Here is a 23782-nt window from a genome sequence, read left to right on the forward strand (position 1 = left end):
GGGGGCTGCCTTTTATGCGCGCGATGGCAAGCAGGCTCGGACTGGGGCGACGGGGGATTGGACATATGCGACATCGGACAACAATGTGAAACACGTTGCCGTGCATTGCCGCATAGAATCATCCTGTGTGCGCGACAGCACATAGCTGACGGTCGTTCGATCACGGCCGCACCAGGCGAGCTCGACATCGACATGGCCCGGCCCCGCCATGAAGGTATAATAATGGCCACGGACATCATTGGTGATGTTGGCGCGATTGACGCCAAGGCCGAGCACCGTCGGACGATGCGGGTCGATCGACTGCGCCGATGCCGGGTCGGCCAGGGCGCCGATCCAGAGCAGCAGGCAGAGGGTCTGATTCACACCCATTCGAGCAGCTTCGTCATGGTTGGACCGCGCCCGCGCTAATTCGGATTCGGAACGAAGATGACAATCTTCAGGTCTCGTGACGGCCTGAAGTTCGAATGGCGGACCTCGAAGCGGGTTGGTCCCGTCTTCTTGACGCCGTCGGCACAGAAGCTGACGAGATTATTCGGCTCGCCCTTGTCGATGGTGAGGTGAAAGTCGCCGATCGGTGCCGCCCAGTTGGCGCCGGTCGAGAGCACATAGGCGATCGACCGCTCGCTGAACGGCGGATAGGGCGCGCGTCGTGTCGCACGCGCCCGCTCGATGGTGCGGATCAGATCATCGTCGATGCAGTATGAAGCAAGCAACGCCGGCGCCTCCGGATTGCTGCGCCAGTTGTCGGCGCCGATGATGGTCTGCACGGACCCGCCGACGCTCGGACGGTAGGTCTGCTCGAACGTGATCTCCCGGCCCGCGGGAAAGGTCTGGGTCCAGGCATAGGCCGAGCGCAACGTCCAGGTCGGCACCAGATGATCCTGCATCGGGCCGCCCGATCCGTAGTTTTCGATGGCACCGACACCGAGCTTGACAAGTTCCGGCCAGTTCGATTTCGGCAGTTTGTCGAGCAGCTCGCCGGCGCGCCCCCTGATCGGCATCAGCGGAATTCCAAGCTTCCGCAACAACGCGGTCTGGTCGACGTCGTTCGCCAGCGCCGTCTGCTCAAGATGAGGCGCGGCCGGCTTGCCGTCGACAGCGACGTGGAAATCAAAGATGTTTTCTGGATCGTCGGTCGGGAGCCCGATGTTCTCGTCATCCTGCTTGCCTGCGATGTCGGGCATCGGGAACGCGATCATGATGGTCTTGTCGGCGGCCGAGGTGTTGAAGAAGCGATAGACGATCCGGATCTGCTTTTCGGAGATGAACAGATCCTCGGAGCGCATCTCGATATCGGGGTCCTGCTTGAAGCGCGCGATGCGCTGGGATGCGAAGAACGCCTATCTCAAATGCGACGGCGCAATCGACGGCAGCATCGCCTGGCCTGCCGAACCGGAGGCCGCGTGCGTCGCCATGTTGATGTGCGCGAATGAGCGGGCGCTGTCCGCGGAGCGCCACGGGCGGTTGATCGAACGGATCCGGCGGGTGCCCGGATGTGGCGAGCCCTAGGATGCACACCGCGCGAGCGCGGCCAGGACCAGCGACGTCCGGTCAGGAACGCCGGGGCACCGCACGGATATCCGACGGCGTCGCGCCATAGTGCCGGCGGAAGGTGCGGTTGAAGTAGGAGAGATCGCCGAACCCGACTTCGAACGCAATCGTGCCGATGGTGCTGCGGCTGTGGCGGGGATCAGTCAGCAAATGATGCGCGCGCGCCAGGCGTTGGCCGAGCACGAATTCCGAGAATGTCGAGCCGGCGCTCTCGAACAGCCGCTGGATATGGCGCGGCGTCAGCTTCAGCCGCGCAGCCACCGCAGACAGCGTGAGATCGCCATAGCCGAGATTGGCATTGATGTCGGCCTTGATCGCGGCAAGCCGCGCGGCCGCCAGCCCGCCATCTGCCGCGGCGACCGCCGCATCGCGATTGGCACCGATGATCAGCGCGCCGAGATCGTTCAGATGCTTGACGATCGCGTGCCGCAGCTCCTCCGTCGAAAGCTGGTAGCTGTCGTCGAGCTCCCTGATGTAGAGCGCAAGCAGCCGCATTGCTTCGGTGTTCGCCGGCAACGGGCGGATCAGCATGCCTTCGGGATCGCGAACCAGCGAGGCGAGCGCCTTGCGCGGCAGCCGGAGCCCGACGAAGCGGCTCGGCGCCACCGGGACCACCATGTTGCCGGCTTCCGCGCTCGACTGCAGCACGGCCTGACCCGGGCTGAGCTCGATGTCGCGGCCGCGCTGTGACGCGCGCACGTTGCCGCTGGTAATGATCGTCAGCACGAGATCGTCATTGCCGTCGAGCAGCTCGCGCGGCCGCGCAATCCTGAGATTGCTGCATGCCCAGGATCCGATGCCGAGCCCCTGCAACTCACGCACATTCGCTTCGGCATGGAATACGCCGTCGTCGAGCGGTTCCGGATCGAGCTTCACGATCATCCGCCCGATCTGCTCGCGGAAGATCGGCAAGCGGTCGCGCGGGCCGAAGTGCGCGGTCGAGAACCTGAACCCCGTCATGTCGCCCGACTGCATTGTCATCGGCTCGCCCTCATGGCGGCGGAAATCGCCGGGCATATAAGGCCGATTTGTGGCAGTGCACACCGATCATGGTGGCCATGCAGCGCGGCTGTAAACGTGAACCTGTCCCGGGTTCCGCCGATAGCTCGATCTGACAAGTGTCAAGCGTCGCGCATTAGCATCTCAAATACGCGCCCTGGTGTAGCGAGCGAAAATTGCTTCGATCATGAATGTGGGTTTGTCGCGCGCGAATTCGCGATCGGGACTAAAATTGTCGTGGCTCCGATAAGGCCGAAGAGGCTGTCCACACCGCAGCACGGATCATTATAATTGACTGACCGGACGGTCAATAGTAATCCGGTCGCAGATCATGCGTCCTTCGTTCCTAGAAGGCGCAACGGGAGGTCATCATGGTTAGCGATTTGGTTGACCGATATCCGCGACCAACACGCTCGACGCTCAGTTCGAACGCGAGCACGACCTGCAGGCCGGTCGGCGGACTATGCCGAAGGCGTTTACTGCCTTTCTTGAAAAGCGCGCGCCTCGTTTCAGCGGACGAGTCTAGATTGAACGTTCCGCCGGCAAGGCAAGACGCAACATTGATCATGAGTCAGAAGGGTCCAGTTCGATGACACAGCCTGAATCCAGCGACGCAGACAGCGTCATGAAGCTCGACAGCTTCGTTCACGGAAAGTGGTCCGGCGCGGGCGAGCCCGCCACCGAGATTCACAGTGCCGTGACCGGCGACGTGGTGGCGCTCACGACCCGGAGCGATCTCGACATGCGCGAGATCCTGGCCTATGGCCGCACGGTCGGCGGCAAGAACCTCCGCAAATTGTCGTTCCACCAGCGTGCAGGCCTGCTGAAAGCGCTGGCCGACACGCTGAGCCAGCACAAGGACCGGCTCTACAAATTGTCGGTGCATGCGGGCGCGACCCGCACCGACGCGATGATCGACGTCGATGGCGGTATCGGCACCTTGTTCGCCTATGCCAGCAAGGGCCGCCGCGAGCTTCCGAACAGCAAATTCCTGCTCGACGGCAACGTCGAAGGGCTCTCCAAGGGCGGTGCGTTCGCCGGCCAGCATATCGTGGCGCCATTGCAAGGCGTCGCCGTGCACATCAACGCGTTCAACTTCCCCTGCTGGGGCATGCTGGAGAAGCTGGCGCCCGCGCTGCTCGCCGGCGTTCCCGTCGTCACCAAGCCCGCAACCGTCACCTCCTATGTCGCCTACGAGCTGGTGCGGATGATCACCGAATCCGGCGTGCTACCCGAAGGCGTGCTGCAATTCATCGTCGGATCGACCGGCGACCTGTTCGACCACCTGACCTGCCAGGATGTGGTATCGTTCACGGGCTCGGCCGACACCTCGCAAAAGCTGCAGCGCCATCCGGTGATTGCGCGCGAGGCCGTCAGGTTCATCGCCGAGCGGGATTCGCTCAACGCGGCGATCCTCGCGCCGGACGCGGTGCCGGGAAGCCCGGAGTTCGACCTCTTCATCAAGGAAGTGGCGAAGGAGATGACGGTCAAGGCCGGGCAGAAATGCACCGCGATCCGCCGCGCGCTGGCGCCATCAGCGCAGCTCGACGCCGTGATCACCGCGCTGCGCGACCGCCTAGCCAAGGTCGCGATCGGCAATCCCGCAAACGACAAGGTCAGGATGGGACCGCTGGTTGGTCTCGCCCAGCGCAGCGATGTGCTTGCCCATGTGGCCCGGCTGCGCGCCGAGGCCGAGCTGGTGGCCGGCGATGCCGACAATTTCCTGCTGGTCGACGCAGACGCGAGGCGTGGTGCCTTCGTTCCGCCGCTGCTGCTGCACTGCGCGAAACCGCTCGCTGCAACGGCGGTGCACGAGATCGAGGCATTCGGGCCTGTCAGCACCGTGATGGGCTATGACGATCTCGACCAGGCCATCGCGCTGACCAATCGCGGCGGCGGCAGCCTGGTCGCCTCGGTCTACACGCACGACATTCCGACTGCGACCGAACTCGCGTTCGGCATCGGCAGTTTCCACGGCCGTATTGCGATCATCGACCGCGATTGCGCGACCGAGCACACCGGACACGGCTCGCCGATGCCGCAGATGGTTCACGGCGGCCCGGGCCGCGCCGGCGGCGGCGAGGAGCTCGGCGGCATCCGCAGCCTGCAGCACTACATGCAGCGCACCGCGTTGCAGGGCTCCCCTCGCATGCTGAGCGGCGTCAGCGGCCGCTGGTTCAAGGGCAGTCCGGTGCTCGAGGGCGACCTGCACCCGTTCCGCTATCACTACGACGATCTCGAGATCGGCCGCACGCTGGTCTCGAAGTCGCGGCAGATCACGCTCGACGACATCGAGCACTTCGCACATTTCACCGGCGACACCTTCTACGCCCATATGGACGAGGAAGCGACCAAGGGGCACCCATTCTTCCCGGGCCGGGTCGCGCATGGCTATCTGCTGCTGTCGTTTGCGGCCGGCCTGTTCGTCGATCCCGACTACGGCCCGGTGCTGGCCAATTACGGCCTCGATACGCTGCGCTTCGTGAAGCCGGTCCAGCCGGGTGAATCGATTCAGGTGCGGCTGACCGCGAAGGAGAAAACGCCGCGCAACAAGCAGTATGGCGAGGTGCGCTGGGACGTCGAGATCACGACCGGCACCGGCGAGATCGCCGCGACCTACGAGCTGCTGACGATGAACGCGATGCGCGCTTAAATCCTTGCTTCAGCGCAACTCGGCCTGCCGGCTGCGGCCGGCCGGTTTCACTTTGCTGCGCGGCCGGCTGGCGGCCGCCTCCTGCGCGCCGGCCAACACCAGCTGCGCGACGAAGTCGGCATATTCGGCGCGGGTCATCGGCCCGCCCTCGCGAAACCACATGTAATGCCAGTTCAGCATGCCGAAGACGCTCATCGTCAGCGGCTTCAGCACGCGCTTCTGCTTCGCCGCCGGTACCGCCGCGGCGAGTGCATCCGACATGATCCCGACCAGGATCCGCTCGCTCGCAAGCAGCGGCTGCTGCTTGTCCGTCGGCAGCAGCCTGAGACTTGCGATCTGCACCTGATGCTCGGCGTCGGCATGCCGGTAGAGCTCGAGCAGGGTCGCAACGATCGCCCTGAATCGCTCGACCGGATCGCCGGCCGACGCGCTCGCCTTGCGAACCGCCGCCACCAGCTTTTCAAGATGCGAGGACAGGAGATCGAAAAGGATCGCCTCCTTGTCGGGATAATAGTGATACAGCAGCGCCTTCGAGACCCCGCAGGCATCGGCGATCGTGTTCATCGAGGTGCCGACATATCCCGATGCGGCAAACAGCTCGGCTGCGCGGTGCAGCATCGAGAGGCGCTTGTCGTCATAGTCCTTGGCGCGCGATCGGGCCATGTCGTTCCGTTCCACCAGTCGCCGTGAAAGTTCTGGAACCACGGTCCGGCTTGCACCGGGCCGCATCCCGAACGATCATTTATTGACCAACCGGTCGGAGAATTCCATGGCTGAGTTGGAATGGCGCCGCCGTCTCGCGGTCCCAAATTCTTGTTTGACGCCTTTTCTTCACGCGAACCGGTATCCCCTTCGCTTGAAAACGCTGCAGGACGCGCGAAAGCCCCCAATGCAAAACGCATTGAGGGCCTGGCCGCGTCCCCGCCTCTCACACGCCTCTAGCTGCTGAAGCCGGCCGGGATGAACGCCGGCAGCTTCTCCTCGATGAAGCGCTTGACCTCCGGCGAGTTGAAGACCTGGATGAAGGCCTTCAGGCGCGGATCGTCCTTCTTGTCCGGTCGCGCGGTGAAGCGCAGCACGAGGCCGTCGTCCACGGTGCGGTCGATCACCAGCGCCGACTTCGGGTCGCCGCCGGCCGGGATCAGATAGGTGATGTTGACCAGCGCCAGCGTGACGTCGTCGAGCGACCGGTAGGTCTGCGCCGGATCGAGCTCGACGACCTTCAGGTTCTTCGGGTTGTCGATGATGTCGAACCGGCTCACCGAAAAGCCCTTGCCCGGAGTCAGCTTGATCAGCCCGGCACGTTCGAGCAGGATCAGGCCCCGCGCGCCGTTGAGCGGCTCGTTCGGGATCGCGACGCTATCGCCGGACTTGATCTCGTCGAGCGATTTGATCTTCTTCGAGAACAGCCCGACCGGCGCAATCACGCCGACCTTGTCGACCTGGATCAGATTGAAGCCGCGCTGCTTGTTCTGGATCGCGAGATACGTCGCGTGCTGGAACAGGTTGGCGTCGACATCGCCGCTGTTCACCACCTCGTTCAGCGCGACCCAGTCCGACAGCTCGACGATCTTGACGTCCTGGCCCTTGTCCTTGGCGAGCTTGGCGGCAAACGCCGCCAGCTGACCGACCGGCCCCGCGCTGGTCGCGATCTTGAGCGGTTCGTCGGCAACAGCGGCCGCAGTCATGGCAAGCAGCACGCCGGCCGCCTGCACCAGGCGCAACAATGTTCTCATGGTCTCGGTTTCAACTCCTGTCAGGGATCGATCAGGCCGCCTTGCGGCTGCTGCCGCCGGCCTCGGCCTGGGCCAATGCCTGGGTGAGATCGGCGAGGATGTCGTCGGGATGCTCGATGCCGACTGAAAGCCTGACGTAGCCGGGCGTCACGCCGGCCGAGAGCTGTTCCTCGGCGCTGAGCTGCTGATGGGTGGTCGACGCCGGATGGATCGCCAGCGACCGTGCATCGCCGATATTGGCGACGTGATAGAACAGTTTCAGCGCATCGATGAAGCGACGGCCGGCCTCGACGCCGCCCTTCAGCTCGAACCCGACCAGCGCACCATAGCCGCCGTTGAGATAGAGATCGGCGCGGCGCCGGTTCTCCCCGCTTTGCAGCCCGGGGAAGATCACATGCGAGATCGCGGGATGCCGGGCCAGGAAGTTCGCGACCTTGATCGCGTTCTCATTGTGCTGGCGCAGCCGCAGCGGCAGCGTCTCCAGCCCCTGGATGAACTGGAATGCGTTTTGCGGGGCGATCGCGGCGCCGAGATCGCGCAGCAGTTTTACGCGCGCGCGGAGAATATAGGCGATCGGGCCGAGCGGCTTGGCGGCTTCGGTCCAGATCGCGCCGTGATAGGCATCGTCCGGCTGCGTCAGCAGCGGGAAGCGCTCGGCATGTGCCGCCCAGTCGAAATTGCCGCCGTCGATGATCGCACCGCCGATCGAGGTGCCGTGGCCGCCGATATATTTCGTGGTGGAATAGACCACGATCGCCGCACCATGATCGAACGGGCGCGCGATCAGCGGCACGGCCGTATTGTCGAGAATGAGCGGTACGCCGAGCGAACGGCCGATATCCGCAACCTCCCGGATCGGAAATACGTTGAGCTTCGGGTTCGGCAGGGTCTCGGCAAAATAGGCGCGGGTCTTCGCATCGGTGGCGCGGCGGAAATTCTCCGGATCGCTCGGATCGACGAAACGGACGTCGATGCCGAACTGCTTCAGCGTCTGCGACAGCAGCGTCCAGGTGCCGCCATAGAGATCGGTCGACGAGACGATGTTGTCGCCGGCTTGCGCGATGTTGAAGATCGCGTAGGCCGTCGCCGACTGGCCTGACGCCACGGCGAGCGCGGCCACGCCGCCCTCCAGCGCAGCCAGCCGTTCCTCGAACGCGTCAGCCGTCGGGTTCTTGATCCTGGTGTAGATCTGCCCGAGCGCCTCCAGCGCGAACAGCGCGCGATGCGTGATCGGTGCTCTCGAATTGATAGGATGTCGTCTGATAGATCGGAACCGCCACCGCGCCGGTCGCCAGGTCCGACCGGTATGAACCGCCATGCAGGGCGAGCGTCTCGACATTCTTGGTTTCGATCGGCATTTCCAAATCTCCCGAAATCCGTGGACCCAGCATCAAAGGAAGCGGATGATGCGCAGCGACACCGTGGCTGTCGAGACGTCGGAGAAAATAGCGATGCGCGTGCTGGCGGTACGCCGGATGGCGTCGCGAATTTTTCAGCCCGTGCCCCGCTCACATTGCATTTTTTTCGCTACGCCCACGTGTTCGGCAGACCAGCGGCACATTCATCTTCCCGTCGATCGCGTTCGCAAATCAGCGCGCAATGCCGGACATGCCGGTCATTCCGAACAACGTGGCTAGGTCGAGCGAACCATCCCTGCTGCGCCGGACCAGAGACGGAGCACGATTTTGATCCTGCTTCGCAGAATAGAAAATAAAGCCACGCTGGTGACGTGATAAATCACCTCCCTGTCCTCAATTGCCGGAAATTGCGCGATGACCAGACCGAGAGAGCTTCGCTTCAACGCGTTCAACATGATGGCGCCGAGCCACAACTGGGCGGGTCTGTGGTCGCATCCGCGCGACACCTCGCTCGACTACAACACGCTCGACTATTGGGTGGACTACGCCCGCACGGCCGAACGCGGCCTGCTCGACGGCATTTTCCTGGCCGACGTGTTCGGCATCTACGACGTCTATGGCGACAGCCCCGAGACCGCGCTGCGCCACGCCGTTCAGCTGCCGAACGCCGAGCCGACCCTGCTCGTCTCCGCCATGGCACACGCCACAAGGCATCTCGGCTTCGGCATCACCTCCAACCTCACCTACGAGCATCCCTACCAGCTCGCCCGCCGCTTCTCGACGCTCGATCACCTCTCGCGTGGCCGGATCGGCTGGAACATCGTCACCGGCTATCTCGACAGCGGTGCCCGCGGCATGGGCCTTGCGGCCAATCGCGTGCATGACGAGCGCTATGAGGCGGCCGAAGAATTTCTCACGGCAAGCTACAAGCTGTGGGAGGGCAGCTGGGAGGACGGCGCAGTCCGCCGCGACCGCGCGGCACGGATTTTCACCGATCCGGCCAGGATCCATCCCGTGCGGCATCAGGGGCGTCACTATCAGATCGACGGCATCCACCTCGCCGAACCATCGCCGCAGCGCACCCCGCTGCTCTATCAGGCCGGAACCTCAAAGCGCGGGCGCGCCTTTGCGGCCCGGCATGCGGAAGCGATCTTCCTCAACGGCCAGACCAAGCCGATCCTGGCCCGCGCCGTGCGCGAGATCAGGGAGGCGGCCCGGGACTTCGGACGCGATCCTTATGACATCCGCCTGTTCGCCGGCGCGACCGTGATCGTCGCACCGACGCGCGCCGAGGCCAACGATCTGCTCGCGGAGTACGCGGAGCATGTCGATCAGGCCGGTCAGCTCGCCTTGCTCTCGGGATGGACCGGCATCGATTTCTCGAAATATCGCCCGGACCAGGCGGTGCAATATGTCGAGAGCAACGCGATCCAGTCGATGGTCGAGAATTTCACGGTGCGCAGCGACCGGCCGGTCAAGGTCGGCGATCTCGCCACCCTGAGCCGGGTTGGCGCGCGGTCGCCATTCGTGGTCGGCTCGCCGCAGGACGTGGCGGACGAGCTGATCGCCTGGGTCGACGAAACCGATGTCGACGGCTTCAACCTGTTCCGCCTGGTGGCGCCGGAATCGCTGACGTCGTTCGTCGACCTGGTGGTGCCGGAACTGCAGTCACGCGGGGTCTACAAGACGGCCTATCGCGAAGGCACGCTGCGCGAAAAGCTGTTTCCGGGACGCGGGCCCTATCTTGACGCCACGCATCCCGGCGCTGGCTTCCGTCGCTCGCCCTCGGCCACGCGCGCCGACGCCGCCGAATAGCGCGGCTTACGAACCCCTCGGTGACCGGCAATCAGCGCCCGTCACCAGGTTGCGATATAGGTGCCCTTGAAGCGCTTCTCGAGGAACGCCTTCACCTCGTCGGAGTGATAGGCGTCGGTCAGTTGCCTGACCCAGGGCTTGTCCTTGTCCTCTTCACGCACGGCAAGGATGTTGACCCAGGGGCCATCCGCCGCCTCGCGCGCAATTGCGTCTGTGGCGGGATTGAGCCCGGCCTGAATCGCATAATTGTTGTTGATCGAGACCAGGTCGACGTCCTGCAACGCGCGCGGCAGCTGCGCGGCATCCAATTCGACGAAGCGCAACTGCTTCGGATTGTCGGTGATATCGGCTATGGTCGAGGCGACGTTGTTCGGATCCTTCAGCTTGATCACGCCGTGCAGCGCCAGGATCATCAGCCCGCGCGCGCCGTTGGACGGATCGTTGGCGATCGCCACCCGGGCGCCATCCGGCAGATCAGCAAGCTTCTTGTACTTCAGGGAGTAGACGCCCTGCGGCGAGGCGATCGTGTTGGCGACCTTGACGATCTTCCAGCCGGTCTTGGAGAGCTGGTTCTTCAGATAGGGCTCGTGCTGGAACGAATTGGCTTCGAGATCGCCGAGCGCGAGCGCCTGGTTCGGGATCACATAGTCGGTGAATTCGACCACCTTGATGTCGAGCCCGCGGCCGGCGGCCACCTTCTTCACGACATCCAGGATCTCGGCATGGGGCCCGGCCGTGACGCCGACCCGGATGGTGTCCGCCCTGGCCGCGCCGGTCAAAAGCGCTGCAACCGCGAGCGCGGTCATCACGATACGCATCAGTCTGTCCTCGATAATTGGACCGGCGATTACCAGCTCGGCAACACCGCGCCCTTGAACTTGGTCAGGACGAATTCCTTGATCTCCGGCGTGTGATAGCTATCGACCAGGATCTTGACCCACGGCTTGTCCTTGTCGGCGGAGCGGACCGCGATCAGATTGACATAGGGCCCCTTCGGATCCTCGCGCAGGATCGGATCCTTGACCGGATCGAGGCCGGCCTGCGTCGCGTAGTTCGTGTTGATGACGGCCGCATCGACGTCGTCGAGCGCACGCGGCGCCTGGGCGGCGTCGACCTCGATGAATTTCAGCTTCTTGGGATTGTCGGTGATGTCGATGACGGTCGGCTTGAACCCGACATCGCTCTTCAGCTTGATCGCACTCTTGTCGCGCAGCAGGAGCAGCGCCCGGCCGCCGTTGGTCGGATCGTTCGGAATCGAGACCTTGGCGCCCTCAGGCAGGTCGGCCCAGCTCTTGTGCTTGCGTGAATAGATGCCGATCGGAAAATTGACCGTCAGCCCCACCTGCTCGATCTTGTAGCCGCGATCGGCTTTCTGGTTGTCGAGATAAGGCTGGTTCTGAAACGAATTGGCCTGGATGTCGCCGGCGTCGAGCGCGGCGTTGGGCACGACATAGTCCGAGAACTCGATGAGCTGGAGGTCGAGCCCGCTCTTGGCCGCGATCGGCTTCACGGCTTCGAGGATCTGCGCATGCGGCCCGGGCGTCACGCCGATCTTGATCGTTTCAGCCGCCGCTGCGGCCGACCAGACCGCGACAACGCCCGCCAGCGTGAGAAAGGTTCGAACCAACATCTTGGTCTCCATGGAACTGAAAAACGCTTTCAAGCTCATCGCCCGCGCCGGGGACGAAATCAATGAAATGAGAATCCAAATTTTCTCTCAATCGCGAAGCGCCGCTGCCGTGGCGGCGTTGAAAAGAGAATGGAACCGGTCAGGCCGGGCGCGATGTTCAAGCCGAAAATACTTTTCTCGATGACCTCGCTGGAAGAGAAAATTGCACTCGTTCAGTCACATTCTGCGCAATTGCCTCCAGCACGCCGACTGCACACAAATGGCAATAGATCGAACCGGTTCAGGACGCCTTGCCATGCCCATCTTCACCCGCCCCATCCTGCGAGCGCAGGCCGTACCCTCGCCGACCGCGATATCGCGCCGCCTAGCGGTTGCCGCTATCGGGCTTTTGGCGATGACCTCGCTGGTTCGGCCGGGCGGCCGCCGAGGAAATCCGCATCGGCTACCAGAAATCGTCGACGCTGACCGCGATCTTGAAGACCAATGGCGCGTTGGAGAAGGCCTTGGCGCCGCTCGGCATCACCGTGTCGTGGCATGAATTCACCAGCGGCCTGCCGCTGCTCGAGGCCATCAATGTCGGCAGCGTCGATTTTGGCGCCGATGTCGCCGACACCGTGCCGATCTTCGCTCAGGCCGCTGGCGCCAGGCTCGCCTACATCGCCGAAGAGGCCGCCTCGCCGTCGGCACAGGCGATCCTGGTGCCGAAGGATTCCGCAATCAAATCGCCGGCCGACCTCAAGGGCAAGAAGGTTGCGGTGACGAAGGGCGCGGGCAGTCACTTCTTGCTGCTGGCGGTGCTCGCCAAAGCGGGACTGACCTTCAAGGACATCACGCCGGCCTATCTAACGCCCGCCGATGGCCGCGCGGCATTCGTCAGCGGCAATGTCGACGCCTGGGTCGCCTGGGATCCGTTCCTGAGCAGCGCACAACGCCAGTCCGGCGCGCGCATCCTGATCGACGGCAGCGGGGGGCTTGCGAGCTACAAGCGCTACTACCTCGCTTCAGCTGCCTTCGCCAACAAGCGCGCCGACGCGCTGAACGTCATTTTTGCCAAGTTGGTCGAGACCGGCACCTGGGTCAAAGCCAATCCGAAAGACGCCGCCGCGCAGCTCGCAAGCCTCTGGGGTATCGACGCCGCCACGGTGGAAGAGGCCAACAGCCACCGCTCCTACAAGGTCGGCATCGTTACCGCGGCCGGCCTTTCCGAGCAGCAGACAATCGCCGATACGTTCACGGCTGAAGCCCTGCTGCCGCGCAAGGTGGATACCAGCGACGTCAAGATCTGGGCGCCGAAGGGATCGTGACGGCCCGTTTCCTCAGCGATTGCGCAGCCGGCGGTTGACGCGGCGCGCCAGATAGTCGCCGGCGGTCTGCACGGTCTGCACCAGCGCGATCAGAACGACGACGACCGCGAGCATCATCTCAGGCATGAAGCGCTGATAGCCGTAGCGAATGCCGAGGTCGCCGAGACCTCCGCCGCCGACCGCTCCGACCATCGCGGAGTAGCCGAGCAGGCTGACGACGGCGAGCGTCAGGGCCAGCACCAGGCCCGGCAACGCCTCCGGGATCAGGACCTTGAACACGATCTGCAATGGGCTCGCACCGAAAGAGGATGCCGTCTCGATCAGGCCGGCGTCGACCTCGCGGATCGCCGCCTCGACCAGACGGGCGATGAACGGCGTCGCCGCGATGGTGAGCGGCACGATCGCGGCACCCGAACCGATCGAGGTGCCGGCGATCAGGCGCGTGAACGGGATGATCGCGACCACCAGGATGATGAACGGCGTCGAGCGCGTGGCATTGACGATCACGCCGAGAATGCCGTTGACGGGTGGGGCCGCGAACAACTCGCCCTTCCCGCTGGTGGCGAGAAAGATCCCGAGCGGCAGGCCCAATACGGTCGCAACCAGGGCTGCGACCGAGACCATGAACAGGCTCTCGCCGGTAGCCTGAACGATCAGGTTGAAGAGTTCACGCGACATAGCCGAGACGCTCCACCAGAATGTCATGCTGAGACAGATAGGCCAGGGCTTGCCTGGCTGCGGCTTCACCGCCGGGAATGCCCAGGATCAACGAGCCGACATGCTGGCCGCCGATCTCGTCGATCCGGGCCGACAGCAGTGCCACGTCATGAGACAGCTCGCGCGACAGACGCGCCACCACCGTGTCGCCGGCTTCGGTGCCGCGCACCTGTACGCGCAGAACCGCCTTGCTGCCGGCAATCGGCTGTGGCGACAGCCGGCTTGCCAGGGAGACCGGAACGCTGTCGCCGATCGCCTCGGACAGGAAGGCCTGCGTCACCGGATGCCGGGGATGCGTGAAGATGTCGGCGACGTGGCCGCGCTCGACGACATGGCCGCCGTCGATCACCGCGACCTCCTTGGCGAGCTGGCGGACCACCGACATCTCGTGGGTGATCAGCACGATCGTGACACCGAGCTCGCGATTGATATTGGCAAGCAGGTCCAGGATCGCGCGCGTGGTCTGCGGGTCGAGCGCCGAGGTCGCCTCGTCGGACAGCAGCACGTTCGGCCGCGTCGCCAGCGCGCGCGCGATGCCGATGCGCTGCTTCTGGCCGCCGGATAGTTCGGAGGGATAGCGGTCGGACTTGTCGGCGATGCCGACGAGCGCGAGCAGCTCTTCCACGCGAACCGCAATGTCGGCCCTGGACCAGCCGGCGATCTCGAGCGGCAGCGCGATATTATCCGCCGCCGTACGCGACGACAGCAGGTTGAAATGCTGGAAGATCATGCCGATCGAGCGCTGCGCCAGGCGCAGTTCGCGGCCGGCCAGCGCGGAGATCTCGCTGCCATCAACGACGACGCGGCCGGTCGACGGCTTCTCAAGCCCGTTGATGAGGCGAACCAGGCTCGACTTGCCGGCACCGGAGCGACCGATCACGCCGGTGATCGAGCCGCGCGCGATCGCGAAATCGATCGCCTGCAAGGCATGCACGCTCGGCTTGTCACGATAGGCCGGATAGACCTTCGATACGCCCTCGAAGCGGATCATCGCATCGTTCGTGCCCGATGCGGGCGATATCGACGGCAGCGGCGCAACGGGCTGCGCCGTCGTCAGGGATTGATGTACATTCATTCAATCGGTCCAATTGGCAGATGGCTTCGGTCGCCGGGCCCAGCCCGGAGTCAATGACCGAAGAGCAGATAGCTGCGGTCGATGCCGCGGAGATCGCGCGTCTCGTCGGTCCAGCCGACCGCGCGCCGGTAACTGCCCAATGCGGCAGTCTGCCGTAGCGCGACTACATCCGTCGGGCAAGGGGTATCCGCATAAGGCGAGACGTAAAGTGCGTCCTCGGGACAATAGAGTTCGCAGAGGAAACAGGTCTGGCAATCGCTCTGGCGGGCGATCACCGGAATTCCATCCGTCTTGTCAAACACATTGGTCGGGCAGACATTCACGCAGATGTCGCAGGACGTGCAGCGTTCGGCGTCGATCACCTCGATCATTCCGCGGCCTCGGCGTAAGTGGCGTCGGCGTGCGGCCGGACCGCGGTCCAGACCTCATCCAGCCCGCCGCTCGTCAAATAGTAGCGTTGCCGATCGTCCTGATCGGGATAGTCGTCGCGGCGATGCATGCCGCGGCTTTCGGTACGCGCCAGCGCGCTGCGATACATCCAGCGCGACGTCGCTAGCATGGCCGCGCTCTCGCGGGCGCGCAGCAGATCATCCTTGCTCGCGGCGTCGGCCGCCGACGCATTGGCCCACGCCGCATCGAGCCGCGCCAGCGCGCCCTCGAGCCGCGACGCGTGCCGGAAGTAATTCAGCTCATACGGATAGACTTCGTCCTGAACCGCCCGCGCCAGTGCAGCCGGCTCAAACGGACGGCGCGATCGACTCCGGAACGCGACGGCGCCGGCGGAGGCCAGGCGGCGCTGGCGTGCCGGGCCGAGCTGCCGGGCGTAGCCGGCAGCGCCCCAGCCGGCCCAGCTCCCCGACGACATCGCCCAGGCGGCATTGTGGCTGCCGCCGCCGGTGAAGCCGCCGCAGATCAGTTCGCGCGTCGCCGCATCGCCGGCGGCGTAGAGCCCCGGCACGCTGGTGGCGCAGCTGTCGTCGACGATGCGAAGGCCGCCGGTGCCGCGCACGGTGCCTTCGAGCCGCAACGTCACCGGAAACCGCTCACTGAAGGGATCGATGCCGGTGCGATCGAATGGCAGGAAGAAATTTGGCTGCGATGCGCGCATGTCGCGCTGCACCTCGTCATCGGCCTTGTCGAGGCGGGCGTAGACCGGCCCTTGCAGCAATGCGCGCGCGATCGCCGATCGGCCGCCCTTGGATGCCGCGCCGGGAACCACGCTGCCGTCCTCGTAGCTGAAGGTCGCCCAGCCGTAGAACAGCGTCTTGGTCACCGAGCCGAATGCCGGCGAGATCGCGTAAGGATTGGAGAACTCCATGCTGCTGAATTCGGCACCGACCTCCGCGGCCATCAGATAGCCATCGCCGGTCAGCACGTTCGAGCCCAGCGTCTTGCTCAGGAATGCACAGCCGCCGGTCGCGATCACGACGGCCCTGGCGCGCACGATCCAGCGATCGTGCTTCTGCCGGCGCACGCCGCTGGCACCGGCAACCGCGCCGTCATCGTCGACCAGCAGCTCGAGCGCCGGGCTGTGATCGAGAATGGTGACGCCGGCCTGCTTGGTGCGCCTGCGCATCAGGCGCATGTATTCCGGCCCCTGCAACGAATTGCGTTGCGACCTGCCGCTGTCATCGACCGGGTAAGGATAGCCCCAGGCCGCCAAACGATTGCTGTCTTCATAGGTCTGGTCGAGCACCCGCGCCATCCAGCGGCGATCCTGCAGATACCCGCCCAGCTTTTCGCGATTGGCCATCGCGGCTTCGCGCAGCGCCGGATCAGGATCGACATACCAGACACCGGTGCCGGCGGCCGCGGTCGCGCCCGACGTGCCGCAAAACCCCTTGTCGGCGAGCACAACGCGCGCGCCGCGCTCAGCGGCGCTTACCGCAGCCCAGGTGCCCGCCGGCCCGCCGCCGATCACCAGAACATCGGCGTCGAACTCAACCGAGCCGTCCGTTGCGGCCCGCCGTTCGGCGCGTCGATCGTTGGAAGTCATCGTCCAGCCTCTCCACGCGGCACCGATCGCTTACGATGCGCCGCAGCAATATGCTTACGCGCGCGTGCGGCTCTGGCAATTTCAGATATTTGAACGGACTTGGACGAAGCTTCCCCTGCCGCAGCTCAGGGAAGAATAATCATGCACCGGCGCGGCGGACGTTTCGTCCAACGCCGGAGAGGAAAACGAGTTTTGTCCGCAAACCACGCGGCGGAGGCGGATATTTCTTTTTGCATGCACGCGCCAGCCGTTCGTTCCCTTGTCGCGCGACAGGCGATATTTCGGAATCCATCTCATTCACCGCGTGGCAGCCATGTCCGATCGTCAGCTTCATCTCAACGTCAATCTGCTGCACTCCGGCGTCTATGCGTCGGCCTGGCGGCTGCCGGAAAGCGATCCGCGCGCCTGCTTCGACGTCGGCCATTACGTGCGCGTCGCAAAGATAGCCGAGCGCGGCAAGCTCGACGCGATCTTCCTGGCGGACACGCCGGCGATCACCGACCGCATCGACTATCGATCGTTCATGTCGATGGAGCCGACCATCGTGCTGGCAACGGTCGCCGCGGCGACCAGCCATATCGGGCTGATCGCGACCGCCTCGACCACCTATAACGAGCCCTACAACATCGCGCGCCGCTTCGCGACGCTGGACCTCGCAAGCGGCGGCCGCGTCGGCTGGAATGCGGTGACCACCGCCGACGCGGCGGCCGGCCGCAATTTCGGCCTCAACAACGTGCTCGAGCACAGGGCCCGCTATGAGCGCGCCAAGGAGTTCGCCGAAGTCGTCCATGCGCTGTGGGACAGCTGGGAGGATGGCGCCTTTGTCGGCGACAAGACCACCGCCCGGTTTGTCGATACGTCGAAGGTGCATCCGATCGCCCATCGCGGCGCCCATTACGCCGTGGCCGGTCCGCTCAACGTGCCGCGTTCGCCGCAGGGCCGCCCGGTGACCGTGCAGGCCGGCGGCTCGAGCGACGGCCGCGATCTGGCCGCCGCGCAGGCCGAAGCCGTGTTCACGCTGGCGCAGACGATCGACGAAGGCGTCGCCTATGCGCGCGATCTGCGCGCCCGCGCCGCAGCTTATGGCCGCACCGGCGACTGCATCGTCATCCTGCCAGGACTTGCCACCGTGATCGGCAGCACCGAAGCCGAAGCGAAGCGGCGGCAGGATGAGCTGTGGGAGCTGGTCCCGATCGAATACAGCCTCGCTCGTCTCGCCGGCACATTGCAGGTCGATCCAGACATCCTCGAGCTCGACAAACCGCTGCCCGATCCGCTGCCGCTGCCGGCCAACGCCAACCACACCATGTTCCAGGGTACCGTGAACATCGCGCGGCGCGGCAACCTCACGGTCCGCCAGCTGCTGCGCGCACTCGGCGGCGGTGTCGGACACCGCATCATCGTCGGCACGCCGGAACTGATCGCCGATGATATCGAATCCTGGTTCAGGGCGGGCGCGGCGGACGGCTTCAACCTGATGCCGGACGTGCTGCCGACCGGGCTCGAGGTCTTCGTCGATAGCGTGGTGCCGATCCTGCAGCGGCGCGGCCTGTTCCGAACCGATTATGCAGGCACCACCCTGCGTGAGCATTTCGGCTTGCCGCGGCCGATCAGCCGCTTTGCGCGGCGGATCGGGACTGTGGCCACCGCGTAACGCAGCTAGCGCGATCCGGCCGCCAGCGGCGGAGTGTCGGTCGCTGCAACAGATGACGCGGCGCGAACGCGCGGGATGATCTCCTTCGCAAAGCGCTCCATCTCAGCCTCGAAAGGCTGGAATTGCAGCATGAACAACTCGATCCCGGCGGCATGGAACGCCCCGATCCGAGCCGCCACCTCGTCATAGCTGCCGACCAGCCCCGCGGCGGTGCCGCCATTGCTGCCGACCCGTTCCGACTTCTGCATGGTCTGCATCATCACGACCTTCGGATCGGTGTTCTGACGCTGGATCGCCTTCACCGGCGCGTCCCGCCGCGACAGCTCGAGCAGCCGCTGATAGGCAGCCTGCGCCTCGGCCTGCGTCTGGCGCGCGACGACGAAGGCCGACAGCCCGAAACGGAGCGGCGCTGACGTCCGCGGCCGCGCGGCGACATCGGCAATCAGGCCGGCGACATCCTCGAGCGGTTGCCCATTGATGAACCAGACATCGCCATGGTCGGCGACCAGCGCGCGCGCCGGCTCCGACTCGCCGCCGACATAGATCAACGCCCGCGGCCGATAGCGGCTCGTCGGGCGCAACAGATAGTCACGGACGTCGAAATGCTCGCCCTTGTAGGTCAACCTTTCGCCCTGCATCAGGCGCGAGACGATCGTGATCCACTCCCGTCCATAGGCGTAACGGGCATCATGCTCGGCAAAGCCGATGCCGGCCTTGTCGAGTTCGGGCCGGTTCCAGGCATTGACCAGGTTGATCGCAAAGCGTCCGCGGCTGATGTTCTCGATCCCGAGCGCAAGCTTGGCGAGCACCACCGGGTGATAGAGATAGGGCTTGATAGCCGCAATGATCTCGATCCGGCTCGTCAATGCGGCAACGGCCGCCGCCGCGCTCCAGGCCTCGAGCTGATCGAAATCCTCCTGATGCGGATTGATCGTGTGCTGCGCGATCAACGTGGAATCATAGCCCAGCGCCTCGGCTGCAAGCACGAGATCGCGATTGCGCTCCCATGATGCATCATACGGCTCCTCCGGATCCTGATAGGCACCGCGCGAACCATGGACCAGCGCCCAGATGCCAAAGCGAAGCGGTCGTGCCGACATGCCGTCTCTCCGATATCTCCAGTTACACCGCCGTGTTTTCGAAGAAGCATGCCCGCAGATCAAGCAGCGGCGCATCAAAAGATTTTCCTTGCCGTGCCGCGCGCACCGGGAAACGAGAAAACTCCGAACGCAGCGACAATTGGAATACGGCTCTATTTCTGTCCGCGAAAAATCGTGGGACAGTTTGCGTCGCATAGCGGCGCTCTCTTTCGAACGACGGCAAACCGTCGAGCGAGAGAACGATGAGCCGCGCCGCGCGAGATCGATGATGTTCGCGCGCGTTGAAACGAGGACGGAACAGACTTGAGCAACCTCGAACAGGCCGCGGCATCGATTGCCTTCGATACCGCGCAACGCAGCGATCGCTCCGCGTCGACGGCGCGGACGGCACGATTCGAGATCGGCCGGCGCGGCATGCTGCTGCTGTCGTGGCTTGCTCCGCTCGTGCTTCTCATCGTCTGGGAATCGCTGGCGCAGGCCGGCTGGCTTTCGCCGCAGGTGCTGCCGGCTCCAAGCAAGGTGGTCCGGACGGCATTCAAGCTCGCAACATCGGGGAGCCTGCTGAACGATCTCGGCGTCAGCCTGCTGCGCGCCGTGTCCGGGTTTGCGATCGGCGGCAGCATCGGGTTTGCGCTCGGCATCCTCGTTGGCTTCTCGCGGATCGCGGAGGCTGCGATCGACCGCAGCATTCAGATGATCCGCGCGATCCCGTTCCTCGCCGCGCTGCCGCTGGTGATCGTCTGGCTCGGCGTCGGCGAAGCGCAGAAGATCTTCCTGGTCGCGCTCGGCGTCGCCTTCCCGATCTATATCAACACCACGCTTGGCATCCGGCAGGTCGACCCAAAACTGGTCGAGCTCGGCCGCGTCCAGGGCCTCGGCACATTTGAGCTGATCCGGCGCGTTGTCCTGCCCGGCGCCCTGCCCTCGATCCTGACCGGCGTCCGCTATGCGCTGGCGACCGCGTGGCTGGCGCTGGTGGTCGCGGAGACCATCGGCGCCCAATCCGGCATCGGCTTCCTCGCGATGGATGCGCGCGAATTCCTGCGTACCGACGTGATCGTGTTGACCATCGTGGTCTACGCGCTGATCGGCGTCGCCGCCGACGGCATCGCGCGCGCCCTGGAGCGACGGCTGCTGGCCTGGCATCCGAACTATGGGGGCACGCGATGACCGTGCACGTGGCGCCCTCATTGAGCGCGGCCGCGCCGGCCGTCGTGGTGACCGGCCTGCATCGCGCCTACGGCAATCGCGTCGTGATCGAGAACCTCAATCTGCGCATCGAGCGCGGCGAGTTCGTCGTCCTGCTCGGCGAGAGCGGCTGCGGCAAGACCACGCTGCTGCGGGCGCTGGCCGGCCTCGATCCGATCGACGGCGGGCGCATCACGGCGCCGCGGCGGCCGGCCGTCGTGTTCCAGGAGCACCGGCTGCTGCCGTGGGACAGCCTGTGGCGCAATGTCTCGCTCGGCCTCAACGCCACCGACGCCCGGCAGCGTGCCGCGACCGCACTTACCGAGGTCGGGCTCGGCGACCGGCTCGATGACTGGCCGCGCAATCTCTCCGGCGGACAGGCGCAGCGCGTGGCGCTGGCACGCGCGCTGGTGCAGGAGCCCGAGCTGCTTCTGCTCGACGAGCCCTTTGCCGCGCTCGACGCGCTGACCCGGATTCGCATGCACGATCTGGTGCGCGAGCTGGTCGACGCGCATCGGCCCGGCGTTCTCCTGGTCACCCACGACGTCGACGAGGCGATCGCGCTTGCCGACCGCATCCTGGTGATGCGCGAAGGCCGGATCGCGTTCGAGCACCGCATGAAACGCAACGGCGCAGCACCGATCGCACGCACCGACCTGCTCGCGGAGCTCGGCGTCGGCGCCGCTCACCCCATCCCTGCTTGAGGATCACTTGATGTCTCCCTCCCAGCTCACCAAGCCCACTCGTCGCAGCTTCCTTGGCGGCGCGGCCTTCGGCATCGGCGCGCTCGCCGGATTCGACTTCTGCGAGTCCGCGCAGGCGGCGAACGGCCGCGTCATCGACACGGTCCGCCTGACCTGGGGCCTGAGCGGGCTCAATCTGATCGCCAAGGAACGCGGCGAGTTCGAGAAGCTGCTGGCCAAGGATGGCATCAAGGTCGAGTGGCTGGGACCGTTTCCGAATCATGCCCCGACGCTGCAGGCGGTGACCGGCGGCAGCGCCGATTTCAGCTTTGGCGGCAGCACGACGCCGGCGCTCGCCGCGATCATTGCCGGCTCGCCGCTGGTGTTCACCCAGTTCGTGGTCTACGAGCCCCGCACCACCGCGATCATCGCGCGGGATGACTCCGGCATCACCAAGGTCGAGGACCTGGTCGGCAAGTCGGTGGCGGTGAACCGCTCCGGTCTCGGCGAATTCCTGCTGGTCGCAGCACTCGAGAAGCACAACGTCGACCGCTCCAAGGTGAAGTTCGTCTATCTCAATCCGCCGGATGCAGCGCCGGCGCTGGCCTCCGGCAAGGTCGACGCCTGGTCGATGTGGAGCCCCGGCGTCGATATCGCCCGGCTCGAATACAAGGCGCACGACATCTTCCTGGAAGGCCGCGATCTCGAGTTCCAGATCGACTACACGTCCTATCTGACCACGAGGAAATTCGCGACAGAGAATCCCGCGCTGGTCCGCGCCGTCAATGATGCCTTCCGCGCCGAAGGCAAATGGATCTCCGAGAACAGCAAGGACGCCGAATACATCGCGCAGAAGGCCGGCAAGTACAGCGACCAGGTCCGCGACCGGTTCATCGCGCTGAACCGGCAGTATCGCTACTTCGCCGCCAACGACGAGAGCTTCCTTGCCGAGCTGCAACGCGCTGCCGACTGGCTGGTCGCACGCAAGGTGCTCACGGAGCCGATCAAGGTCACCGACCACCTGGCCCAGGTCTGATCAACGACCGTCAACTCGATCACCACCATTCGGAAAAGATCCATGAACAAGCCCGTCACCGCCACTTCGCTGGAGCCCGCCGGCCGCCTCGGCAATCATGCGCGCGATATCGACGCGTTGCTCGGCCGTATCGCGGAAGGAGCCAGCGACCGCGAGCGCGAACGCGTGCTGCCGTTTGCGGAGATCGACCTCATTCGCAAGGCCCGCCTTGGCGCATTGCGGCTTCCGCTCGAGGCCGGCGGCGCCGGCCTGTCGATCCGAGCCCTGTTCGAGATCGTCATACGCCTCGGCGAAGCCGACGCCAATGTCGCGCATATCCTGCGCAACCATTTCAGCGTCGTCGAACGGCTGGTGCGCCGGCCGAAGGACGAGCAGCACAGGCAGTGGCAGAAAGCGGTCGCCGAGGGTGCGATCATCGGCCTTGCAGCGACCGAGCTCGACACGCCAAAGGTCGGCAATGTCACACCGAACACGACGCTCACCGCCGACGGCGACGATTACCTGCTCAACGGCACCAAATACTACAGCACCGGGACGCTGTATTCGGACTACGTGCTGGTCCGCACCGCCGATGCATCCGCGACCAACGCGGCCGTGCTGATTCCGGTCACGCGCGACGGCATCGAGCTGGTCGACGACTGGGATGGCCTCGGGCAACGGCTGACGGCGACCGGCACCACGCATTTCCGCAATGTGCGCGTCAAGCGGCAGGAAGTCGTGTTCGATGCACCGGATGCCGGCTACGGCATCCCCTACTCCAACACGTTTGCCCAGCTGTTCCTGACCGCGATCAATGCCGGCATCGCGCGCGCCGTGCTGCGGGACGCCACCGCCCTGGTGCGGACCCGCAAGCGGACCTTCTACTACGCGCCGAGCGAGGTTCCGGCGGACGATCCGCTGCTGCAACAAACCGTCGGCCAGATCGCGAGCGGCGCGTTCGCGGCCGAGACGGTCGTGCTGGCGGCCGCCGAAGCGCTCGATGCCGCCACCGACGCCTTCGATGCCGGCGAGGCGAACGCCGTCGATGCCGCGCACAGGGCCGCGCTGCTGTCGGCCAAGGCCAAGATCGTCGCGGATGAGTTCGCGATCCGGAGCGGCAGCCTGCTGTTCGACGTCGGCGGGGCATCCGCCACCAAGAAGGCGACCAACTACGACCGCCACTGGCGCAACGCGCGCACGCTGGCGTCGCACAATCCGAACACCTTCAAGACGCGTTCGATCGGACAATACGAGATCAGCGGCACGCCGCTGCCCGCCAAGGGCTTCTTCTAGCGAGGCCCGATCCGG

At 65.0% G+C, this 23782-nt stretch carries 22 protein-coding genes and 2 pseudogenes; 10 read left to right on the plus strand and 14 right to left on the minus strand.

The window, feature by feature from the left end; translation table 11 throughout:
• Positions 1–12: 12 nt before the first annotated feature.
• Together ACVIW0_RS30070 and ACVIW0_RS30075 are read right to left on the minus strand one after the other, a co-directional pair.
• Entirely contained in the window at positions 13–369 is a 357-nt protein-coding gene (locus ACVIW0_RS30070; protein WP_461355645.1) for a hypothetical protein, read from the minus strand.
• A gap of 35 nt (positions 370–404) precedes the next feature.
• Positions 405–1286 (minus strand): DUF4424 family protein, encoded by an 882-nt coding sequence (locus tag ACVIW0_RS30075; protein WP_461355646.1) that lies wholly within the window; start codon positions 1284–1286, stop codon positions 405–407.
• A 19-nt stretch (positions 1287–1305) separates the two neighbouring features.
• Between ACVIW0_RS30075 and ACVIW0_RS30080 the strand changes: the two genes are divergently transcribed.
• On the plus strand, positions 1306–1509 hold the full coding sequence (locus ACVIW0_RS30080; RefSeq protein WP_461355647.1) for a hypothetical protein: 204 nt from the start codon (positions 1306–1308) through the stop codon (positions 1507–1509).
• A 42-nt stretch (positions 1510–1551) separates the two neighbouring features.
• Here the strand turns inward: ACVIW0_RS30080 and ACVIW0_RS30085 are convergent, their stop codons facing one another.
• Positions 1552–2532: an AraC family transcriptional regulator gene (locus ACVIW0_RS30085; protein ID WP_461355648.1), complete on the minus strand. Its 981-nt coding sequence runs from the start codon at positions 2530–2532 to the stop codon at positions 1552–1554.
• Between the two features lie 643 nt (positions 2533–3175).
• On the opposite strand from ACVIW0_RS30085, the gene paaZ reads away from it, so the two are divergent.
• Positions 3176–5203 carry a phenylacetic acid degradation bifunctional protein PaaZ gene (gene paaZ, locus ACVIW0_RS30090; RefSeq protein ID WP_461357469.1) on the plus strand — a complete coding sequence of 676 codons (2028 nt, stop codon included), beginning with the start codon at positions 3176–3178 and terminating at the stop codon, positions 5201–5203.
• 9 nt (positions 5204–5212) lie between these two features.
• Here paaZ and ACVIW0_RS30095 read toward each other — a convergent pair whose 3' ends face one another.
• The 3 genes and pseudogenes from ACVIW0_RS30095 to ACVIW0_RS30105 all read right to left on the minus strand — a co-directional run bounded on the left by ACVIW0_RS30095 (position 5213) and on the right by ACVIW0_RS30105 (position 8297).
• A complete protein-coding gene (locus tag ACVIW0_RS30095; RefSeq protein ID WP_461355649.1) occupies positions 5213–5866 on the minus strand; it encodes a TetR family transcriptional regulator in 654 nt (217 codons plus the stop codon).
• Positions 5867–6141: 275 nt separating this feature from the next.
• Positions 6142–6939, minus strand: coding sequence for a MetQ/NlpA family ABC transporter substrate-binding protein (locus ACVIW0_RS30100; protein WP_461355650.1), 798 nt, complete (start codon positions 6937–6939; stop codon positions 6142–6144).
• A 31-nt stretch (positions 6940–6970) separates the two neighbouring features.
• Positions 6971–8297, minus strand: a pseudogene (locus ACVIW0_RS30105) (O-acetylhomoserine aminocarboxypropyltransferase/cysteine synthase family protein).
• On the opposite strand from ACVIW0_RS30105, the gene ACVIW0_RS30110 reads away from it, so the two are divergent.
• Both ACVIW0_RS30110 and ACVIW0_RS30115 read left to right on the plus strand, forming a co-directional pair.
• Complete coding sequence (locus tag ACVIW0_RS30110; protein ID WP_461357565.1) at positions 8256–8576, plus strand: hypothetical protein; 321 nt, start codon at positions 8256–8258, stop codon at positions 8574–8576. The pseudogene ACVIW0_RS30105 and the gene ACVIW0_RS30110 overlap by 42 nt on opposite strands.
• 135 nt (positions 8577–8711) lie before the next feature.
• On the plus strand, positions 8712–10112 hold the full coding sequence (locus ACVIW0_RS30115; protein ID WP_461355651.1) for an LLM class flavin-dependent oxidoreductase: 1401 nt from the start codon (positions 8712–8714) through the stop codon (positions 10110–10112).
• Between the two features lie 41 nt (positions 10113–10153).
• On the opposite strand, the gene ACVIW0_RS30120 is transcribed toward ACVIW0_RS30115, so the two are convergent.
• Together ACVIW0_RS30120 and ACVIW0_RS30125 are read right to left on the minus strand one after the other, a co-directional pair.
• Positions 10154–10930, minus strand: coding sequence for a MetQ/NlpA family ABC transporter substrate-binding protein (locus ACVIW0_RS30120; RefSeq protein WP_461355652.1), 777 nt, complete (start codon positions 10928–10930; stop codon positions 10154–10156).
• A 29-nt stretch (positions 10931–10959) separates the two neighbouring features.
• On the minus strand, positions 10960–11754 hold the full coding sequence (locus tag ACVIW0_RS30125) for a MetQ/NlpA family ABC transporter substrate-binding protein (RefSeq protein ID WP_461357470.1): 795 nt from the start codon (positions 11752–11754) through the stop codon (positions 10960–10962).
• Between the two features lie 283 nt (positions 11755–12037).
• Here ACVIW0_RS30125 and ACVIW0_RS30130 point away from each other — a divergent pair.
• A pseudogene (locus ACVIW0_RS30130) lies at positions 12038–13046 on the plus strand (aliphatic sulfonate ABC transporter substrate-binding protein).
• 12 nt (positions 13047–13058) lie between these two features.
• Here the strand turns inward: ACVIW0_RS30130 and ACVIW0_RS30135 are convergent.
• From ACVIW0_RS30135 to ACVIW0_RS30150, 4 genes are read right to left on the minus strand one after another with little or no spacing between them, the layout of a single operon-like run.
• Positions 13059–13724 (minus strand): methionine ABC transporter permease, encoded by a 666-nt coding sequence (locus ACVIW0_RS30135; RefSeq protein WP_461355653.1) that lies wholly within the window; start codon positions 13722–13724, stop codon positions 13059–13061.
• The gene (locus ACVIW0_RS30140) at positions 13714–14838 is read right to left on the minus strand and encodes a methionine ABC transporter ATP-binding protein (protein ID WP_461355654.1); all 1125 of its coding nucleotides are present in this window, start codon (positions 14836–14838) and stop codon (positions 13714–13716) included. The genes ACVIW0_RS30135 and ACVIW0_RS30140 overlap by 11 nt, the downstream gene beginning before the upstream one ends.
• A gap of 50 nt (positions 14839–14888) precedes the next feature.
• Positions 14889–15209, minus strand: coding sequence for a 4Fe-4S binding protein (locus tag ACVIW0_RS30145; RefSeq protein ID WP_461355655.1), 321 nt, complete (start codon positions 15207–15209; stop codon positions 14889–14891).
• Positions 15206–16834: an FAD-dependent oxidoreductase gene (locus ACVIW0_RS30150; protein WP_461355656.1), complete on the minus strand. Its 1629-nt coding sequence runs from the start codon at positions 16832–16834 to the stop codon at positions 15206–15208. Before ACVIW0_RS30150 ends, ACVIW0_RS30145 begins: the two co-directional genes overlap by 4 nt.
• A 313-nt stretch (positions 16835–17147) precedes the next feature.
• Between ACVIW0_RS30150 and ACVIW0_RS30155 the strand changes: the two genes are divergently transcribed.
• A complete protein-coding gene (locus ACVIW0_RS30155; protein ID WP_461355657.1) occupies positions 17148–18488 on the plus strand; it encodes an LLM class flavin-dependent oxidoreductase in 1341 nt (446 codons plus the stop codon).
• A gap of 5 nt (positions 18489–18493) precedes the next feature.
• On the opposite strand, the gene ACVIW0_RS30160 is transcribed toward ACVIW0_RS30155, so the two are convergent.
• Together ACVIW0_RS30160 and ACVIW0_RS30165 are read right to left on the minus strand one after the other, a co-directional pair.
• Positions 18494–19588, minus strand: a complete 1095-nt coding sequence (locus tag ACVIW0_RS30160; RefSeq protein WP_461355658.1) for an LLM class flavin-dependent oxidoreductase — start codon at positions 19586–19588, stop codon at positions 18494–18496.
• A 22-nt stretch (positions 19589–19610) separates the two neighbouring features.
• A complete protein-coding gene (locus ACVIW0_RS30165) occupies positions 19611–19919 on the minus strand; it encodes a hypothetical protein (RefSeq protein ID WP_461355659.1) in 309 nt (102 codons plus the stop codon).
• 83 nt (positions 19920–20002) lie between these two features.
• Between ACVIW0_RS30165 and ACVIW0_RS30170 the strand changes: the two genes are divergently transcribed.
• The 4 genes from ACVIW0_RS30170 to ACVIW0_RS30185 are packed head-to-tail and all read left to right on the plus strand — an operon-like array spanning position 20003 to position 23767.
• On the plus strand, positions 20003–20758 hold the full coding sequence (locus ACVIW0_RS30170; protein ID WP_461357471.1) for an ABC transporter permease subunit: 756 nt from the start codon (positions 20003–20005) through the stop codon (positions 20756–20758).
• A complete protein-coding gene (locus ACVIW0_RS30175; protein ID WP_461355660.1) occupies positions 20755–21480 on the plus strand; it encodes an ABC transporter ATP-binding protein in 726 nt (241 codons plus the stop codon). Before ACVIW0_RS30170 ends, ACVIW0_RS30175 begins: the two co-directional genes overlap by 4 nt.
• A 10-nt stretch (positions 21481–21490) precedes the next feature.
• Positions 21491–22495, plus strand: coding sequence for an NrtA/SsuA/CpmA family ABC transporter substrate-binding protein (locus tag ACVIW0_RS30180; protein WP_461355661.1), 1005 nt, complete (start codon positions 21491–21493; stop codon positions 22493–22495).
• Between the two features lie 42 nt (positions 22496–22537).
• Positions 22538–23767, plus strand: a complete 1230-nt coding sequence (locus tag ACVIW0_RS30185) for an acyl-CoA dehydrogenase family protein (protein ID WP_461355662.1) — start codon at positions 22538–22540, stop codon at positions 23765–23767.
• Positions 23768–23782 lie beyond the last annotated feature (15 nt).

The organism is Bradyrhizobium sp. USDA 4454, assembly GCF_054822705.1.

Coding starts and splice junctions, on each gene's coding strand:
- ACVIW0_RS30110 (WP_461357565.1), top strand. CDS start 8,256: ATGCAGGGCGAGCGTCTCGACATTCTTGGTTTCGATCGGCATTTCCAA.
- ACVIW0_RS30160 (WP_461355658.1), bottom strand. CDS start 19,588: ATGTCGGCACGACCGCTTCGCTTTGGCATCTGGGCGCTGGTCCATGGT.
- ACVIW0_RS30145 (WP_461355655.1), bottom strand. CDS start 15,209: ATGATCGAGGTGATCGACGCCGAACGCTGCACGTCCTGCGACATCTGC.
- ACVIW0_RS30150 (WP_461355656.1), bottom strand. CDS start 16,834: ATGACTTCCAACGATCGACGCGCCGAACGGCGGGCCGCAACGGACGGC.
- ACVIW0_RS30185 (WP_461355662.1), top strand. CDS start 22,538: ATGAACAAGCCCGTCACCGCCACTTCGCTGGAGCCCGCCGGCCGCCTC.
- ACVIW0_RS30140 (WP_461355654.1), bottom strand. CDS start 14,838: ATGAATGTACATCAATCCCTGACGACGGCGCAGCCCGTTGCGCCGCTG.
- ACVIW0_RS30175 (WP_461355660.1), top strand. CDS start 20,755: ATGACCGTGCACGTGGCGCCCTCATTGAGCGCGGCCGCGCCGGCCGTC.
- ACVIW0_RS30085 (WP_461355648.1), bottom strand. CDS start 2,532: ATGACAATGCAGTCGGGCGACATGACGGGGTTCAGGTTCTCGACCGCG.
- ACVIW0_RS30070 (WP_461355645.1), bottom strand. CDS start 369: ATGGGTGTGAATCAGACCCTCTGCCTGCTGCTCTGGATCGGCGCCCTG.
- ACVIW0_RS30170 (WP_461357471.1), top strand. CDS start 20,003: ATGCTGCTGCTGTCGTGGCTTGCTCCGCTCGTGCTTCTCATCGTCTGG.
- ACVIW0_RS30120 (WP_461355652.1), bottom strand. CDS start 10,930: ATGCGTATCGTGATGACCGCGCTCGCGGTTGCAGCGCTTTTGACCGGC.
- ACVIW0_RS30115 (WP_461355651.1), top strand. CDS start 8,712: ATGACCAGACCGAGAGAGCTTCGCTTCAACGCGTTCAACATGATGGCG.
- ACVIW0_RS30075 (WP_461355646.1), bottom strand. CDS start 1,286: ATGCGCTCCGAGGATCTGTTCATCTCCGAAAAGCAGATCCGGATCGTC.
- ACVIW0_RS30125 (WP_461357470.1), bottom strand. CDS start 11,754: ATGGAGACCAAGATGTTGGTTCGAACCTTTCTCACGCTGGCGGGCGTT.
- ACVIW0_RS30155 (WP_461355657.1), top strand. CDS start 17,148: ATGTCCGATCGTCAGCTTCATCTCAACGTCAATCTGCTGCACTCCGGC.
- ACVIW0_RS30095 (WP_461355649.1), bottom strand. CDS start 5,866: ATGGCCCGATCGCGCGCCAAGGACTATGACGACAAGCGCCTCTCGATG.
- ACVIW0_RS30100 (WP_461355650.1), bottom strand. CDS start 6,939: ATGAGAACATTGTTGCGCCTGGTGCAGGCGGCCGGCGTGCTGCTTGCC.
- ACVIW0_RS30135 (WP_461355653.1), bottom strand. CDS start 13,724: ATGTCGCGTGAACTCTTCAACCTGATCGTTCAGGCTACCGGCGAGAGC.
- paaZ (WP_461357469.1), top strand. CDS start 3,176: ATGAAGCTCGACAGCTTCGTTCACGGAAAGTGGTCCGGCGCGGGCGAG.
- ACVIW0_RS30165 (WP_461355659.1), bottom strand. CDS start 19,919: ATGCCGCGGCCTGTTCGAGGTTGCTCAAGTCTGTTCCGTCCTCGTTTC.
- ACVIW0_RS30180 (WP_461355661.1), top strand. CDS start 21,491: ATGTCTCCCTCCCAGCTCACCAAGCCCACTCGTCGCAGCTTCCTTGGC.